16 protein-coding genes are annotated in these 17,512 nt (G+C 58.5%); 11 read left to right on the top strand and 5 right to left on the bottom strand.

Going from position 1 to position 17,512, the window contains the following annotated elements; genetic code table 11:
* Window positions 1-432, bottom strand: coding sequence for an acyl-CoA thioesterase (locus HMPREF3039_RS09940; protein WP_067570861.1), 432 nt, complete (start codon window positions 430-432; stop codon window positions 1-3).
* Between the two features lie 129 nt (window positions 433-561).
* Between HMPREF3039_RS09940 and HMPREF3039_RS09935 the strand changes: the two genes are divergently transcribed.
* The 10 genes from HMPREF3039_RS09935 to HMPREF3039_RS09890 all read left to right on the top strand — a co-directional run bounded on the left by HMPREF3039_RS09935 (window position 562) and on the right by HMPREF3039_RS09890 (window position 12,157).
* A complete protein-coding gene (locus HMPREF3039_RS09935) occupies window positions 562-1,713 on the top strand; it encodes a sensor histidine kinase (RefSeq protein WP_067571043.1) in 1,152 nt (383 codons plus the stop codon).
* On the top strand, window positions 1,710-3,113 hold the full coding sequence (locus tag HMPREF3039_RS09930) for a sigma-54-dependent transcriptional regulator (RefSeq protein ID WP_067570864.1): 1,404 nt from the start codon (window positions 1,710-1,712) through the stop codon (window positions 3,111-3,113). The genes HMPREF3039_RS09935 and HMPREF3039_RS09930 overlap by 4 nt, the downstream gene beginning before the upstream one ends.
* Entirely contained in the window at window positions 3,110-4,990 is a 1,881-nt protein-coding gene (locus HMPREF3039_RS09925; protein ID WP_067570866.1) for an ArnT family glycosyltransferase, read from the top strand. Before HMPREF3039_RS09930 ends, HMPREF3039_RS09925 begins: the two co-directional genes overlap by 4 nt.
* A 9-nt stretch (window positions 4,991-4,999) precedes the next feature.
* Entirely contained in the window at window positions 5,000-5,269 is a 270-nt protein-coding gene (gene xseB / locus HMPREF3039_RS09920; RefSeq protein WP_067570868.1) for an exodeoxyribonuclease VII small subunit, read from the top strand.
* Window positions 5,250-7,145 (top strand): 1-deoxy-D-xylulose-5-phosphate synthase, encoded by a 1,896-nt coding sequence (gene dxs, locus HMPREF3039_RS09915; protein ID WP_067570870.1) that lies wholly within the window; start codon window positions 5,250-5,252, stop codon window positions 7,143-7,145. The genes xseB and dxs overlap by 20 nt, the downstream gene beginning before the upstream one ends.
* On the top strand, window positions 7,142-7,921 hold the full coding sequence (locus HMPREF3039_RS09910) for a tetratricopeptide repeat protein (protein WP_067570871.1): 780 nt from the start codon (window positions 7,142-7,144) through the stop codon (window positions 7,919-7,921). Before dxs ends, HMPREF3039_RS09910 begins: the two co-directional genes overlap by 4 nt.
* A complete protein-coding gene (locus HMPREF3039_RS09905) occupies window positions 7,918-8,463 on the top strand; it encodes a DNA repair protein RecO (RefSeq protein ID WP_067570872.1) in 546 nt (181 codons plus the stop codon). The genes HMPREF3039_RS09910 and HMPREF3039_RS09905 overlap by 4 nt, the downstream gene beginning before the upstream one ends.
* A gap of 131 nt (window positions 8,464-8,594) precedes the next feature.
* Window positions 8,595-9,692, top strand: coding sequence for an LptF/LptG family permease (locus HMPREF3039_RS09900; RefSeq protein ID WP_082770111.1), 1,098 nt, complete (start codon window positions 8,595-8,597; stop codon window positions 9,690-9,692).
* A 66-nt stretch (window positions 9,693-9,758) separates the two neighbouring features.
* Entirely contained in the window at window positions 9,759-11,162 is a 1,404-nt protein-coding gene (gene der / locus HMPREF3039_RS09895) for a ribosome biogenesis GTPase Der (protein WP_231863907.1), read from the top strand.
* A 20-nt stretch (window positions 11,163-11,182) separates the two neighbouring features.
* Entirely contained in the window at window positions 11,183-12,157 is a 975-nt protein-coding gene (locus tag HMPREF3039_RS09890) for an ABC transporter ATP-binding protein (protein ID WP_067570874.1), read from the top strand.
* Between the two features lie 65 nt (window positions 12,158-12,222).
* On the opposite strand, the gene HMPREF3039_RS09885 is transcribed toward HMPREF3039_RS09890, so the two are convergent.
* Both HMPREF3039_RS09885 and HMPREF3039_RS09880 read right to left on the bottom strand, forming a co-directional pair.
* A complete protein-coding gene (locus HMPREF3039_RS09885) occupies window positions 12,223-12,825 on the bottom strand; it encodes a four helix bundle suffix domain-containing protein (RefSeq protein WP_067570878.1) in 603 nt (200 codons plus the stop codon).
* Window positions 12,826-12,836: 11 nt separating this feature from the next.
* Window positions 12,837-13,466, bottom strand: a complete 630-nt coding sequence (locus HMPREF3039_RS09880) for a CatA-like O-acetyltransferase (RefSeq protein WP_167506743.1) — start codon at window positions 13,464-13,466, stop codon at window positions 12,837-12,839.
* 35 nt (window positions 13,467-13,501) lie between these two features.
* Between HMPREF3039_RS09880 and HMPREF3039_RS13870 the strand changes: the two genes are divergently transcribed.
* On the top strand, window positions 13,502-13,678 hold the full coding sequence (locus HMPREF3039_RS13870) for a hypothetical protein (RefSeq protein WP_231863906.1): 177 nt from the start codon (window positions 13,502-13,504) through the stop codon (window positions 13,676-13,678).
* A 250-nt stretch (window positions 13,679-13,928) separates the two neighbouring features.
* On the opposite strand, the gene HMPREF3039_RS09875 is transcribed toward HMPREF3039_RS13870, so the two are convergent.
* Window positions 13,929-16,766 carry an ABC transporter permease gene (locus HMPREF3039_RS09875; protein ID WP_067570885.1) on the bottom strand — a complete coding sequence of 946 codons (2,838 nt, stop codon included), beginning with the start codon at window positions 16,764-16,766 and terminating at the stop codon, window positions 13,929-13,931.
* Window positions 16,763-17,509 (bottom strand): ABC transporter ATP-binding protein, encoded by a 747-nt coding sequence (locus HMPREF3039_RS09870; RefSeq protein ID WP_067570886.1) that lies wholly within the window; start codon window positions 17,507-17,509, stop codon window positions 16,763-16,765. Before HMPREF3039_RS09870 ends, HMPREF3039_RS09875 begins: the two co-directional genes overlap by 4 nt.
* Between the last annotated feature and the right edge of the window lie 3 nt (window positions 17,510-17,512).

Below are 17,512 nucleotides of genomic sequence, written 5' to 3'. Positions count from 1 at the left end.
TTACTTACAGGCATTCCCCTCTTTTGAAAAGCCTGAAATCAGGCATTCCTTCTCCGCCTCTGAAATAGCCTGCGGCTTGCCGCCCCGCCCGACGCGGACGACGACGTACCTTCCCTGCATCACGGGGCGTTCCGAATGAAACACCGCAAATTTCCATTCCAGGGAGCTGGTTCCCACGTGGCCCAGGCTCAACTCAATGCTCAGCCAGTCCCCCAGCCCGGCGGAACTGGAGTAATCCACCTCCACATGCACGCGGGGCCAGCCGCAATCCGGGGAAAGCACCTCCAGCCCGCGGGAACGCAGGTACTCATGCTCCACTTCCTCCACCAGGCACAGCAGCCGGGTAAAATGGGCCACGCCGGAAGCGTCCGTATCGTGAAAGGCTACTTGGCGCGTTCTGACAAAAGGCATGCAGGGGTAATTTTCATTCATGCCGTTATCCTGCCCCCGTTTCCGGAAACATGTCCAGACGCAAATGTGCGACAATATGTCACATCCGCTTGATTTGCGACATACTTCCCTTTATACATAGTGCAAGCCCGGAAGGGATACGGCGCCGCCATGAAGAAGGACACCATCGACAAGCTGATCGACCGCATCGACCATATCAAGGAGGAGGACCTCCAGCGCTTCTTCGTCAAGCTGGCGGAACAGCAGGGCTTCTTTCAGCAGGTATTCGAATCCATCCAGGAAGGGCTGATCCTGCTGGACAGCAAGGGAAAAATCCTGTTCGTCAACCAAGCGGCGCTCAAGCTCTTCGACAAGGAACCCGAACACATCACGCCGGAGGACTTCTGCATCTTCCTGGGCCGCGACTGCTCCTGGAACACGGTCCAGCAGAGCCATACCGCCGTTTCCCGGGATGTGGAAATCTTCTACCCGGAGCACAAATTCCTGAATATTTTCATTTCCCCCATCGGCAATAAAAACCAGGGCCACCTGATCCTCATCCGGGACGAAACGCCCCAGCAGAAGCGCAATGCGGAAAACATTGAGGCGGAACGGCTCAATGCGCTGACCCTGCTGGCAGCCGGCGTGGCTCATGAAATAGGCAACCCCCTCAACTCCATCGGCCTCCATCTCCAGCTCCTCGCGCGGAAAGCAAAAAAACTGCCGCCGGAATACCGGAACGACTTTGAAGAACTGCTGAAAACGGCGGAAGGGGAAACCACCCGCCTGGACGTTATCCTGAAACAATTCCTCCAGGCCATCCGCCCTACCAAGCCCATCCGGGAGCCCCACAACATTGAAGACATCATCATGGACGTCCTCAAACTGCTGGAACCGGAAATCCGGCAGCGCGGCATCCAGATCAACACGGAACTTCAAACCGGACTGCCCATCCTCAGCCTGGACCCCGTTCAGATCAAGCAGGTATTCTACAACCTGATCAAAAATGCCTATCAGGCCATTCCTCCGGCAGGGGGAACCATCCTGATCAAAAGCGGCTATACGGATGACAGCGTATTCGTCACCGTGGCGGACACGGGCTGCGGCATCTCTCCGGAAGTCATGGGCAGCATTTATGAACCCTTCCTGACCACCAAATCCACCGGTTCCGGCCTGGGCTTGCTCATCGTCCGCCGCATCGTCAAGGAGCACGGCGGCTCCATCACCCTTGCCAGCCAGCCGGGCCAGGGAACCACCTTCACCGTATTCCTGCCGCGCGTGGAACGCACCATCCGCCTCCTGCCTCCCTCCGTGCCGTCATGAACATGCCCGTCCTGCTGATTGTCGATGATGAAAAACCCACGCGCGACGCCCTGCGCATGGGGTTTCAGGATGATTATGAAGTGTACACCGCCTCCAACCTCTCCCAGGCCGTCACCCTCATGCGGGAGGAATCTCCGGACCTGGTACTCACGGACCTGAGGCTGGGCGGGGAAAGCGGCATGGACGTGCTCAAATCCGCCGCCGCCCTGCCCCACCCTCCACAAAGCATCATGATGACGGCCTACGGCTCCGTGGATGCCGCCGTGGAAGCCATGAAGCAGGGAGCCTACGACTTCGTCACCAAGCCCCTGAATCTGGACGCCGTGGAAATGGTGCTCAAACGCGCCCTGCATACCCGGAATCTGGAAACCGCCAACCAGGAACTCACCTCCCGCATCCAGGCTGATTCCGGACTGCAAAAACTGCTGGGCCGTTCTACCGCCATGGAGCATGTATTCTCCATGATACGCCAGGTAGCCCCCAGCAAAACGACGGTGCTCATCGAAGGGGAAAGCGGAACCGGGAAGGAGCTCGTGGCCCAGGCCATCCATTCCCTCTCCGGAAGGCCGGAAAACAAATTCGTGGCCGTCAACTGCGCGGCACTCTCCCCCCAGCTTCTGGAAAGCGAACTCTTCGGCCATGAAAAAGGCTCCTTCACCGGCGCCGCCCAACGGCGCATCGGACGCTTTGAACAGGCGGACGGTGGCACCATCTTTCTGGATGAAATCGGGGAAATAGACGCAAGCACGCAGGTCAAGCTGTTGCGGGTGCTTTCCGAACGGACGATAGAACGGGTAGGCTCCAACACGCCCATTCCCGTAAATGTCCGCGTCATCGCCGCCACGAACAAATCCCTGAAGCAACTCGTCCAGGAAGGCAAATTCCGGGAAGACCTCTACTTCCGCCTGAATGTGGTTCACATCCAGATGCCTCCACTCCGTGACCGCAGGGAAGATGTAGCTCTGCTGGCGGCGGCATTCCTCAAGGAATTCGCACGGGAAAACAACAAGGAACTCAAGCCCCTTTCCCCGGAAGCCCTTCACGCTGTACGGAACTACCTCTGGCCCGGCAACGTCCGGGAGCTGCGCACGGCCATGGAGCACGGCGTGGTCATGTGCAACTCGGACCGGATAGAACTCCAGCACCTCCCTCCCCAGCTCCAGGCGGCATCGTCCCGCCCGGTTGCGGGGAAGACCTCCGGAGACCCGCCCCCGGACAATGGGAACAACACACAGAATGGGCTTGTCCCGCACGGGGTTTTGAATTTATCCTTGCTTGAACGGAACGCTATCCGGCAGGCGCTTGCCCAATCCAACGGCAACAGAACGGCAGCGGCTCTTCTGTTGGGCATCAGCCGCCGCACGCTTCAACGCAAATTACAAGAACTCCAAGACATATGAATCCGCCTAACACAGGCTCCCGCGCACCGTTCTTCATTGTTCTCATCCTGTTGCTGGTCATCACGGGGGTTCAATTCTTCTTCAACTTCCGCGGCCTGTCGTCGGACGCCGCCATGGACCAGGCCCAGATCGCCCGCAACGTAGCGCGGGGAGAGGGCCTGACCACCCACAGAATCCGCCCCATCCAGCTCATTGCGGACAGCAGCAAATCCGGACTCAACCCCCTCCTTTCCGACGCCCAGCTCCGGGAACAGGAGGCCATTCTGGCAGGTCAGGGGAAAAGTCTGGTAGATGCGGAAAATTTTTCTCCCTACAAGCTCCGGGACACGCGCTACGCTCCGCTGAACATTCTGGTGGAAGCGGCCGTATTTAAACTGGCGGGCATACACAACTACGAACTCTGGAAAATGACCGGAGACTCCATGATCTACCTGCCGGACCGCATCGTGGCCGCCGTCTCCGCCATCTTCTTCATCCTTTCCGTCCTGAGCTGCTATTACGTGCTCCGCAGAATGTTTGACACCACCATCGCCGGCTTCACCTGCCTGACGATGATCTTCAGCAATCTGTTCCTGCAATATGCCACCAGCGGACTTCCGCAAATGCTCATGCTCTTCTTCTTCACATGGGGCGTTCACTTCCTGTACACCGCACTGGTCAATGACCAGGAAAACCGCAAATTCCTGTGGCCCATTGTCTTCAGCGCCATTTGCTTTTCCTGCGTCTGCCTGACGGGATGGATCGGCCTCTGGCCCATGGCCGGCTTCCTGCTCTTCGTGGGCATCCGCTTCAAGCCGCACGGTCTCTACTGTCTTCCCGCCCTGGCGATCCTGCTGCTCTTCCTGGCCTATCCCGTCTATATAAACAAAACCACCAGCGGCAGCATCTTCGGGACCGCCTTCTATACCATCTGCACCGGCCTTCTCGGTTCGGAAAGCACAGCCATGAAGGCGCTCGTCTTCGGAGACATCCCCATCGGCGCACAAACGGCCGTCATATCCATCATCAACAACATCATTACCCAGGGAGACATTCTTTATGAAAACCTGGGGCATCTCCCCCTGGCCCTTGTCTTTCTGCTGGCCCTGCTGCACACGTTCAAAAAGAAACCCGTCAACCAGGCCAAATGGGGCATCTTCTCCATGTGGTGCCTGGCTACGGTGGGCATGGCCCTGTACACGGCCAACAAGACGGAAATCTCCATCGGACAAATCCAGATACTCTTCTCCCCCTTCTTTACGGCATTTGGTACGGCATTCGTCCTCAATCTGATTGCCAGGCATTCCAAGGAAGCGGCTCCCGTCCTGCGCGGCGGCGTCCTTCTCCTGGCGCTGCTGGTCACGGCCCTCCCCCTCCTGCTGAGCCTGCCCCAGATTGTGCGGGTCGGCATCCTGACGGCCCACCGGGGCATTCCCGCATGGCCTCCGTACTATCCGCTGGGCATCAGCCAGGAAGTGCGCAACCAAACCCAGGCCGGGGACTTCATCCTCACGGACCAGCCGGCGGCCGTCAGTTGGTACGCGGACAGAAAAACCCTTGATATCCCCAGCCTTGTCTCCCATTTCACCACGCTGGAACGCGTCCTGTCATTCCACGGCGGCAAGGTAGGTAGCATCCTGGTCACTCCTTCCTCCACCATGGGTAGGGACATACGGGCCGTATCCGGCTATTACGGGGAATTCGCGCCGCTCGTTCTGGAAGGCTCCATCCTCGGCCAGACGAGGGACAAAAACCCCGTATACATATTCAACCACAGCGGCGCCCTCTCCAAACTGGCCGAGCGCTTCGGCCAGTCAGACTCCCGCCAATTCATCATGGGCGCGGACATGATCCTTTACAAGGACCTTCAGCAACCCGGTCCCGCACATCAAAATTAACCAATCCATATGGCCAAACAACGGAAAAACTCCCCCGGATTTGAAGAATCCGTAGCCCGCCTGGAAGAAATCATCAGGCTGACGGAAGCTCCCGTCACAGAGCTGGAAGACATGATCGCCCTCGTGGAAGAAGGCAACAAGCTCATACGCCACTGCCGCGGCATTCTTCACAATGCGGAACTTCGCATCCAGACCCTCAGCAACCCGGAAACCGCCCAGGAAGAACAGGACGGTGCGGAACCAGACGACCCAGACACTAATGAATTCTCCCTCACCTGAATTGCCGGAACTGCTGGGCAGCATACATAACCATGCGGACCTGATGAAAATCCCGGAGGCGGAACTCCCCCGGCTGGCTGAAGAAATCCGCTCCACTCTGATCCAGTCCCTTGCCGTCACCGGCGGCCATCTGGGCCCCAACCTGGGAGTGGTGGAACTAAGCATCGCCCTCCACCGCGTCTTTGAAACTCCCCGGGACAAAATCATCTTTGACGTTTCCCACCAGGCCTATGTCCATAAAATGCTCACAGGCCGCGCCGAGCAAATTCATACCATCCGCCAGTACCAAGGGCTGTCCGGATTCGCCAAAATGTCGGAATCCCCCCATGACTCCTATGGGGCGGGCCATGCGGGCACGGCCCTCTCCGCGGCGCTGGGCATGTGCGCGGCCCGCGACCTCAAAGGGGAGGACTACCACGTGGTCGCTGTCGCCGGAGACGCAGCCTTCACCTGCGGCACCACACTGGAGGCTCTCAACAACATCAGCCAGACCACCAGGCGCTACATCACCATTCTGAACGACAACGAATGGGCCATTGACAAAAACGTGGGAGCCCTGGCCAAATACTTCAACTCTCTGCAAACCTCGGAAACCTTCTCCTGGCTGAGGGACAAGACCGCCTCCTTCATTGAAAAACTCGGAGGAACCCAGGCCAAGGAATTCGCATTCAAGCTGGAAGACACCACCAAAAACCTCATCTTCCCCTCCCTGCTGTTCAACAAATTCGGCCTGCGCTACTTCGGCCCCCTGAACGGGCACGACATCCCCACGCTGATCCGCACGCTGAACTACATCAAGGACCTGAACGAGCCCGTCATCCTGCACATAGTCACCCAGAAAGGACTGGGCTACCAGCCCGCCCTGGACAACCCCACCAAATTCCACGGACTGGGCTCCTACTGCGTGCACGACGGAGAAACGCAGGGCCCCCCTACGCCCACCTTCTCCCAAATCTTCGGTTCCACGCTGGTGGACATGGCGAAGCAGGACGAATCCATCACGGCCATCACGGCGGCCATGGCCAGCGGAACCAAGCTAGACCTGTTCAAGGAAGCCTTCCCCAAACGCTACTTTGACGTAGGCATCGCGGAAGAACACGGCGCCCTGTTCGCCTGCGGCCTGGCGGCGGAAGGCATGAAACCCTACGTAGCCATCTACTCCACCTTCATGCAGCGCTGCGTGGACATGATCCAGCATGATGCGGCCCTTCAAAAACTCCCCGTGCGTTTCTGCATGGACAGGGCCGGACTCTCTCCGGACGACGGCCCCACCCACCACGGCCTGTTTGACATCGCCATGATCCGCAGCATTCCGGACGTCGTCTTCATGCAGCCCAAGGATGAAGCGGAATTCGTCCACATGCTCCGCACCATGAACCACTACCAGAACGGCCCCACCGTCATCCGCTATCCCAGGGGATGCGGCTCCGGCGTACCCCTTCCCGCCACGGCGGAAATCCTGCCCATCGGCAAGGCGGAAGTGCTTCAAACAGGAAACGACGTCCTCCTCGTTTCCCTGGGCACCATGATCGGAATCGCCCGGGACACGGCCACGCTCCTGGAAGAACGCGGCTACAGCGTCACCCTGGTCAACGCCCGTTTCATCAAGCCGCTTGACGACGAATGCATCCGGCTCCATGCCTCCCGCAGCAAAGTGATCTGCACCTTTGAAGATCACTCCATCCGCGGCGGATTCAACTCTGCCGTCCTGGAATCCCTGGAAGCCGGAGAAATCACCATTCCCGTGGAAGCTATCGCATGGCCGGACCAATTCATCGAACACGGCTCGGAATCCATTCTCAGAAAAAAATATGGACTCACGGCGGAAGCCGCGCTACAAAAAATTATTCCTCATTTGACTCCCAATCCTCAATGAAAGCCTTCATCCTTCTCATCACAGCCCTGACATTTGCCATACCCCACGCTTCCTCCCAACAGCCGGAAGCCGCTGCACAAACACCCGCCTGGGTTCAGAAATTCAACACCCTGCCGGAAGAAACCAGGAAACAATACATCGGAAAATTCCAGGAGGCCGAACGATTCTTTGCACAAAAAAGAACCTTGGAAAGCCTCTTCTCCCTCCTGGAACTGGAAAAAATCTTTGACGGCAACCCCGGATTGTACAACCTCCGCGGCGCCTGCTACATTGAAATCCGCAACATTGAAAAAGCGTTGGAAAACTTTGAAAAGGCGCTGAAACTGGACCCGGAAAACCTCACTGTCCAATTCAACCTGGCGGAAGCCCTCTACGTAAGCCACGACTATGCCAAGGCTCTGAAAGCCTTCACGGAACTCCTGCCCCATTTCAAGGACACGGACAAAAACGGCATCATCCCCCTCCTTCAATTCAAGCGCTACATCTGCGCCCGCAAACTTGACAACCAGCCGCTCGCCAAAGAGCTGGAAGGTCTCTACGGCCCCATGGACGACACCCCTTACTACTACTGCATCCAGGCAGTCATGAAATATCTGAGAGGTGACCAGGAGGCAGCCCAGGAACAGGTATTCTCCGCCTTCCGCATCTACCAGGGAACCAGCGCCCTCCAGGCCTTTACGGACGCCATGACGGAGGCCGGCATCCTGCCCTCTCCCTACGGGCAAACCGTCCCGAACCAGCCTGAAAAAACAGGGCTGGAAAAATCCCGTTCATGAATGCGGAAGCCACTGTACTCAAGCTCTACCCGCTGGGGGAAAACGGCCTGATCGTCGTCTGGTGCTCCGAAGAAGGCATCATCAGAACGGCGGCCAAGGGAGCCAGAAAACAATCCAGCCCCTTTGCCGGACGGCTGGACCTCTTTTACCAGTGCCGCATGCAGTGGACGCCGGCGAAAACGGGCGACCTGCACACGCTGACCACCGTGGACCTCATTTCCCCGCGCCTTTCCCTCCGTGCGGACTACTCCCGGCTCTCCGCGGCAGGCTACTTCGCGCGCCTGTTCCTCCAAATGCTGGAACCGGACACGCCCATTCCGGAATTCTACGATCTCCTGCAAAGGGCATACTCCTATCTGGAAAAAAACGTGCCTTCCGTGCGGGCGGTCCTCCACTTTGAACAGGAACTCGCCCGGTTGCACGGCATTTCCCATCCCGGAATTCCCGCACACGTCATTCTGAAATCCCACTTCGGCAAACTGCCTCCGCAGCGGGAAAGACTGCTCAGGGAACTTGAACCGCAGAGCGATCGACCGGAATGAGGCAACCTCTTTCCGGACACACCCCATGCTGTCCGGACATGCGCCCGTCCTCAGGCGGAAATGGATTGTGGTGTCCACATGATTGACTTGTCTCCAGGCTTCGGGCAGAATAAACCGCACGTTTTTACTGCATGAAAATCTTTGACAGATACATTGCCCGACAATTGCTGGGAGTAACGGTCCTGGGGGTAATGTCCCTGAGCGCCCTGCTTCTGCTGGGGAACTTGTTCAAGGAATTGCGCCCCCTCCTGGTGGAAAGCGGAGCCCCGTTCACCATCGTCATGGAATTCATCTTCCAGGTCATTCCCTTCTCCCTGATGTTCTCCATTCCCTGGGGCTTCCTCACTGCGGTACTTCTGGTGTACGGACGGCTGGCCTCAGACAATGAACTCACCTCCATGCGCATGGCGGGCATGAGCCTGTGGCGTTTGAGCGCTCCCGCCCTCGCCATCGGCATTGCCCTTTCCTGCCTCTGCTACTGGATCAACATAGACCTGGCGCCCCGTGCCAAGCAGGCCATCTCCGAACTTCTGATCAAAGCCGCCTCCATCAACCCGGAGGGACTGCTCCGGGAAGGTCAAGCCATCACCAAATTCGATAATCAGGAAATCTACATTGACAAGCATGTACCGGAGGAAAAGCTCATCTACGGCATGCATATCTACCAGAAGGCCTCGGACAAATCCCCGGCCGTAGCCATGCATGCGGAACGCGTCACCTACCATTTTTCTCCGGAAAAAAAGATATTTGACCTTCATCTGTTCAACACGCTTGTCACCACGCAGGAAAAAAACGGAATTTCCAGAAGCGTGGTCGTGGATGAAATGCCCAGAAGCATCAGCACGGACAGGCGCTCCGGCCGCCGCATCAAGGCCAACCGGTTCACCAACGAAGAAATCAGGGAGGCCCTCAACACTCCCGGCTACCTGGATGAAAGGCAAACACGGGAATTCGCCACGGAACTGCCCCGGCGCGCCTCCTTCTCCCTGGCCTGCATCGTCTTTGCCCTCATCGGCGTGCCCCTGGCCATCAACACCCGGCGGAAAGACACTTCCACGGGATTTGCCATGGGCATCCTGATCGCCTCCCTCTACTTTGTGGCGCTCATCTTCGCGGACCTGTCCCGCAAAAGCGGAACCGCGCTGCCCTATATCCTGCTGTGGCTCCCCAACGTCATCACGATAGCCGTCGCCCTCTACCTTCACAATAAGGCCAGGCACAAGGGGTAAGGCTTCTAAGGAGCCGTCTTCCGTTGGCGCGGAATTGTCTTTAACTGCCTGGAACGTTCCCGTATCATGGCGCGCATGCAGCACGTCCCCACCATTGCGATCGTAGGCAGGCCCAACGTCGGGAAATCCGCCATATTCAACAGAATGGCGGGCAGGCGCATCGCCATCGTGCATGATGAACCGGGCGTCACCCGCGACCGCATCAGCGCACCCTGCAAAATCACGGACCATGCCTGCAAGCTCATGGACACAGGCGGCATCGGAGCCCGGCTGAGCGACGGCTTTGCGGAACAGGTAGCCGCAGAGGCGGACATAGCCATGAAAACGGCGGACCTGATCCTCTTCGTCCTGGACAGCCGGGACCACCTCACCCCTATTGACCAGAGCATCGCGGACCATCTCCGCAAATCGGAAGTGCCGGTCATGCTGCTGCTCAACAAGGCTGACCACGAAAAACAGGACCTCAACCTGGGTGAATTCTCCGGACTCGGTTTTAACGACTACATCTTCCTCTCCGCCGCCCACGGCCGGGGCTTTTCGGAACTGGCCTCCAGACTGGACTCCTTCCTCAAGCAGGCAGGCGCGCCCCTGAAAGAAGAAATGGAGGAAACTCCGGTGGAAGACACGGAAACGGTCCCTCCCATCAAGGTGGCCGTCGTAGGCCGTCCTAATGCGGGCAAATCCTCCCTGGTCAACGCCATCCTTCAGGACAGGCGCACCATCGTCTCCGACGTAGCGGGAACCACCCGCGACGCCATTGACATTCCCTACCTCCACGACGGCCAGCCCTACGTCCTGATTGACACGGCCGGAATGCGCCCGCGCTCCCGGCGGGACACATCCGTGGAAGTATTCTCCGCCATGCGCAGTGAAAAAGCCATCCGCCGGGCGGACATCTGCCTGCTGGTCATCGACATCGCGGCGGGCATCACGCAGCAGGACCGCCGCATCGCCGGCATCATCGCGGAGGAAGGAAAACCCTGCATCATCATCGTCAACAAATTCGACCTCTTCCACCCCAACGCCCCGCGCAAGGAGCGCATGGCGGAAGTAGAGGAACAAGTGCGCAGGGAGCTCTTCTTCATCAACTACGCGCCGTTCATCACCACCTCCGCGAAAAAATCGGAAGGCATTGAAATCATCTTCAAGGTCATCACGCGCATCCGCCGGGAATCCGCGGCGCTCCCCACCACGGGACAGCTCAACCGCCTCATCCAGCTCGCCCAGCAGATGAACCCGCCCGGCACCTCCAGCGGCTCTGCCAGGCGGCTTAAAATCTACTATGTCACCACGGCCGTGGACCCCAAATACAGCACCATTCCGGTACCGCGCTACGTCCTCTTCGTCAATGACAAAAACCTGCTTACGGACAGCTACTCCCAATACCTGCGCAACAAAATCCGGGAAAACTACCCGGCCCCCGGCATTCCGGTCATCTTCTCCGCCCGTTCGCGCGTGCGCAACGACTAACCTTTCCCACTCTCTCCGGCATGCTTTCCGTCAGGAACCTCAGCGCCTCCTTCCACACCAGGGCGGGCATCGTCAGGGCGGTAAGAAACGTATCCTTTGATGTAGCGCCCGGGGAAACGCTCGGCATCGTGGGGGAATCCGGCTCCGGAAAATCCGTTACCTGCTACTCCATGATGGGGCTTATCCCCATGCCTCCGGGCCGCATTGAAAGCGGTTCCGCCATGCTGGACGGAACGGACCTGCTCCAATGTTCGGAAAAAGAACTTCGCTTCATCCGGGGTAGGCGCATCTCCATGATCTTCCAGGACCCCATGACCTCCCTCAATCCGTATCTGACCGTCGGGGAACAAGTCGCGGAACCGCTCATCATCCATGAAGGAATAAGCAAAAAGGAAGCGTGGGCCAGAGCCCTGGAACAGCTCTCCCTGGTCGGCATACCGGACCCGGAGCAGCGCATGAACGCCTACCCGCACCAATTCTCCGGAGGCATGCGGCAGCGCGTCATGATCGCCATGGCCCTGATCACCAGGCCGGAAATCCTCATCGCGGACGAACCCACCACCGCGCTGGACGTCACCGTCCAAAAACAGGTTCTGGACCTGATCAAAAAACTCCAGCGGGACATGGGAACCGCCGTCATCCTCATCACGCACGACCTGGGAGTAGTGCGCCAGTACGCAGACCGCATCAACGTCATGTACGCAGGTAGCATTGTGGAAAGCGCCTCCTCCGGGGAACTCCTGGAACATCCCCGGCACGCTTATACAAAAGCTCTGATGAAATCCATCCCCGGCCAACACGCCAAGGGAGCCCCCCTTTACACCATTCCCGGCCTTCCTCCCAACATGATGCACCCCCCCTGCGGATGCAGCTTCCTCCCCAGAAACACCTTGGGCAAACCGGAACTATGCCTGAAAGACCGGGAACCGGAACTGGCGGAAATATCCCCCGGCCACTGGGTACAAAACTGCCCGGGCTGCCTGGCCGAAAATTAAAATTCTGGAAAAATTGTAGGGTTTATAGAGTTAGTCTATAGAGGTGATAGGAACCATAGGGAATTTTAGGGATTATAGGGAATTTCCATCCTACCCCTATCACCCCTATCACCCCTATCACCCCTATCCCTCACCGCCCTCCTCATCCGGCTCATCCTTTCCCTCATCCCTCCTTCTCTGAGAAACTTCCCTTCCAAAAACTCAAGCTGCCTCATTAACAAAAACTTGGCCTGAAAAATCAGGCAAATCGCCATATTGGCTATCACTTCCGGTGGCCGCGTCCGTGCCAGATCCAGAAAATAATTCCGTCCCTCGGACTTGTCCGCTCCTTTTTTCCTGACAAACTGCGCTTCCCGGGAATCCTTCTCCCACAAGAGAAACTTCCTTACCCTCAAAAAATCTTCATAATCCACCAGCAATTCATCCAGACTGGCCCTGGCGACATTTATCAACTTGATCTCCATCTCCAGAGATGTCAGCCCCGCCTCCTTGCCTTCTGCAATATTCTGCTTCCCTGAGCGGGCGGCTTGAACCATCTGATCCACTGTCCTGTCGCGGCACGACAAATATGTTTTGCAAAAATAATACGTCAAATCATAAATCTGTTCCGCTTTCTGGTAAGAAAGAAGAGAGCGGTAATCACCGGACGGACGCAGCAGGGAGGCCATAGGGCCCTATCTTAAAATCGAGAACATAAATATTCAATATTTTTATAAAAATTCCCAACATGCACGCCGTCCACCAGTACATGATTGGCCTGAACGGCTACGGGCATCATCAATCTGCCGGAAGCATCGGGTTCCATCTTTCCCCAGTGAATCAGAGGCAGGTACTGCCCTCGGAAAGACCTGTAGGCACTGGCTACCTGCGTAAACGGCATCCATGGAAGACAACTGAACACGGCAATATCCGTCCGGTGGCAGGGATTCGCACAGGCGGGTTCACCCTTGGCCGCCTGAATCAACGGAAGGGCATGTTCCAGAAAACCGGACAGACTGTCCCGGTACTCCACAACAATCTGGGAAAACTCCCCGTCGGCGGCCAGAACCGGAACCAGGGCATCCACGGACTCATACTCCCACACGTCCCCGTCCTCCACCCTCTGCCGAAACTGGGGCACCTCATTCAGTGCCTTCAGCAGCACAAACAGGCACACGGCAAAAAAGGACACCCCATTCTCCCTGGAATAACGGTACAGCGCATCCACCCTGACGGGAAACGTAATGGAAAACATCGGGCAGTCAAAAGTCTGGAAATACTCGTAATGTGACTTTCTAGGCCATGAATCTACGTCAATCTTCTTTTTCATACCGTCTTTGTGAAGGAGAAGGCCCATGCTGATTTTTGCCTCTCTTCTCCGTCAACAATATGGTGAAAAGCACGGACAATGTCCAGAACATCAGCCACGCCTACGAGCTCAAAAAACGACTCCCACATCAGACTGTCCCATGGCAACACACCGGAAAAATCACCACCAACCATGCCGCCGCCGGCAGCGCGCCGCTCACCCCGGCATCGTGAAAACCCCGCATTCCAGGGAAAAATAATACCATAAAACAATCAGCAGTACTGCCAAATACAGTAAAAAAGAAAGTAGCCCCGCAAACGCCAGCCTCAGACAACACCCAGTCCAGCCCCTGTTCCGGGAAGAGATAAAATCTGTTGGAAGAACCATATTAAAAAATATCGTCCAGTTACCTTTGCCTGAAAGCAAGACACTTCCCCAGCCGCTTTCAAAGCGGCCAGTCCCCTGGCTATCCCGTTGGAAAAACTACCGTTCGCCCGCTGAAAGCAAATCCGTCACGGAAGCCCTCTTCATGCGCCAGGCAGGCGCCAGACAGGCCAATGTGGAAAGGGTCAGCACCAGAAGCACGGCATACCCCAGATGTGCCCAGGGCATCGTGATGGGAGGCGTAACAATGCCGAAGTGATAACCGTACTCCAGAATCTGGATGGAACACCAGGCCGCCAAAACGCCCAGCACCAGACTCATGATGACCGCACACAGGGAAATCATCAGCGTCTCCGCCCAAAGCATGCGCATCACCATCCCTCCCGGCACGCCCACCGCCCTCATCAATCCGAATTCCCTGCGGCGGGACTGGACGGAGGCCAGCACGGTATTCAGAACCGCCAGCACGGCAATCACCATCATGATGATCGGAAGCTGACTCATGGTAAAAATCACGCTGTCCCCGCGGCTGGTGACGCTGCCGCCCAGGCTCTCCCGGGTCAGAGCCTTCACCAGCGGCTTCACGCCTTCCTCCCCTCCCGCCCGCTCGCGGGCCTTCATCAGGGCAAACTCGCCCAAATCATCCTGAAGAGCCACATTAGTCACGCCGGGAGCCGTATCCCCCCAAATGAACTGGAACCCCTGGTGGCCGTAATCCTCCTTGAGCCAGCGTTCATCCGCAATAGCCAGGGCGGCCACAAAACCGCCGCGGCGCACGCGCATGCCGCTGGTCTTGGTCAGCCAGTGCCAGCCGGGGAAGGAGACAACGCCGGCCACCTTCCAGGGTTCCCCCTTCATGGCGGCGGAAGAAGCGCCGCCCCGCGCCCCGCGCAAACCGCCCTCAGACGCATTCCCCGGGCGGTTCCCCCGGGAGGAAGGATTCACCAGCATCAAATCATCTCCCGCCTTCAATCCCACCGTCCGCGCGAACGTATCCGGAATCAGCAGGGAACGGGTGGACTTCAGCATGGCATAGGCCTCTTCCGGATTGCCGGAGACAAACACGGGCTGGAACAGGGGATCTTTCCCCTCCGCCATCTTCTCCACGGGAATGCCCGCCAGCACCACGGAACGGTTGCGCATGCCGGAAAAGCCGGGGCTCTTCATCTGTTCCGGGGAAATATCCGGTTCATCCACGTAAATGGGATACATCCGGGCACCCTTCAGGCTGGGCCGCGCCATCAACTCAGGCGCATCTCCCGGCCGGAACTCTGTGTGCAGGAAGGAAACCAGCGTTCCGGGCGTGGAAGAATCCGGAGAAAAAGGAACCAGCATGGAATATCCCCATGTCTGCACGGCCACAAACAGGGAAAGCCCCACGGACATGGACACCGCCGTTCCCACGGAACGGCTGAGATTGCGGCTGAGCTGGACTCTCAGGAACGCATGCGGCACGCGCAGAAAAAGCCCCGTCAGCCACGCTCCGGCCCATTCCGTGGCGCGGACAAAGGCCGGAGCCAGAAACAGGGCGCCGGCAACCAGGCCGGGATACCCCAGCCAGACAAACATCCATTTGCGGGTCTCCACCTCCAGCCCCGGAAAAAGCAGGGCGGCGGGCTGGAGCGCCACGCACACAAGGCCCGCTAGGACGGACCACGCGGGAACGCGGCTCACCTTCCCCATAAATCCGGCGGAAGGAACGGCCGCCTCCAGCGGAGACTGGCGGGAAGCGCGCCAGGCGGGAATCACGGAGGCCAGCAGAGCGCCGCCTACGGCGCACGCGGCCGCGACCAGTGCCGTCGTCCAGGTCAGGGAAGGCAGCGTGGAGGAACCTTCCTCCAGCAGGTACACCAGGCAGAACCCGGCGGCCAGGCCGCCCAGCAGGGCCGGAATACACAGAAACAGGCCTTCCCCCACAATCAGCAGGGCAATCTGCATGCGGCTCATGCCGAGGGCGCGCAACAGGGCCAGCCTGCGCGTGCGTTCGCTGACGCCGATGCTCAAGGTAGTGAAAATAATAAAAACGCAGGAAAAAAGAACGAGCCACACGGACATTTCCGCGCTGTCCTTCTGCTGGCGTACGGAACGGTCGCTGGAAAGCCGCTGGATGATGGAATCCGTATCCGCCACGGCGGCGGAAGCCCTGGACAGCTCCTCCCGGAAACTCTCCACAAACTCCTTCTTGTCCACCCCCTCCTTCAGGCGCACATAAATCAGATTGGGAACAAAAGGCCGCCCCGTGATCTTCTCACACACGCTTGCCGGAACAAACAGGGAGGAAAAAGCGGGACCGCCCCCCATGCCGCCCGGCCCCATGATGACGCCGGGCGTCGCCTTTGCCTGCTTCACGATGCCAACGACCTTCACATCGTACACATGCGCACCAACGCGCACACTCATGACAGTACCTATGCCTGCGCGGAAATACTTGGCGCTTCCGCTTCCCAGCACCCCTTCCATGGCGGTGGAAGCCGCCATGTCGGGCCAGACGCCTTCCTCCAGGTCGTAAGGACATTCTGCGGCCAGGTTCCCCACCAGGATGGGACTTTGGGGCGGAATGCCCATGCGGTCGCGCGTCTGCTCGTCAAAACTGCCGCGTTCATTCGCACAACCGATCTGCAGGCGCGGAACCTGGCAGGCGGCATTGACGGACTCCACCAGCGGAGAGGCCGCCAGGCGCGCGGCCAGTTCCGGATCGGCAAACCGGGGCTGCCCCCCGGGAGGCAACGGCCCCCTGGGCGCTTCCGGCACCAGGCAAAGGTCATAACTGCCCATGTAGGCCTCGGCATCGTTGTCGAACTCCTTGACCAGCGTATCATAGCTCCCCATCATCCAGACGATGAGGCTGACGGAAACGAGAATGGCAAACACGCTGACGGCCACGCGCCCCCGGTTGGCCAGCAAATCCCGCCAGATCAGTTTGGGCAGCGGCGTCATAAGGCGTCGTTTAGCGTGCGTTCATAAAAAGAGGAAAGTTCCACGGGACCGGGAAACTCCGTCGTGGGCCTGTCGTCCACAATGCGGCCGTCCTTGAGCACGATCACGCGGTCAGCCCACATCGCCACGTCCGGCGCGTGCGTCACCAGCACAAAGGCGCAGCCCTGCGTGCGGTGCAAATCCCGGAACAAATCGCCCATGAGTCGGGTGTTTTCGGAATCCAGATTGCCCGTAGGCTCGTCCGCCAGCACCAGGGCGGGTTCGGAAATCAGGGCGCGGGCAATCGCCACGCGCTGCTGCTCCCCGCCGCTGAGCGTATCGGGCATGGCATGGCGGCGGTGGGACAACCCTACCCTCTCAATCATGGCATCCAGCGCGGCGGCGGAAACCCTGCGTCCCCCCGCCAGGGAAGGCAGCAGAATATTCTCTTCCACGCTCAGGGTGCCCACCAGGTTGAACATCTGGAAAATAAAACCCACGCGGTCCCTCCGGTACACCGTCAGGGCGGCATCGGACATGGAGCCGATATCCCGGCCGTCCACCACCACGGAGCCTTCATCCGGGGAAAGCAGCCCTCCCAGGACATTCAGCAAAGTGCTCTTCCCGGAACCGCTCGCGCCCATGACGGCAACGAACTCTCCCTGGGAAACAGTCAGGCTGATATCTTTCAGCACCGTTACCTCCCCGGTGCCGGACTTGAAACTGCGCTTGAGGCGGCTGACGGAAATAACGGGAGAGCTCATGGC

The organism is Akkermansia sp. KLE1798, from assembly GCF_001580195.1.
Lineage (GTDB): Bacteria > Verrucomicrobiota > Verrucomicrobiia > Verrucomicrobiales > Akkermansiaceae > Akkermansia > Akkermansia biwaensis.
This window is presented reverse-complemented; position numbering and strand designations above follow the sequence as displayed.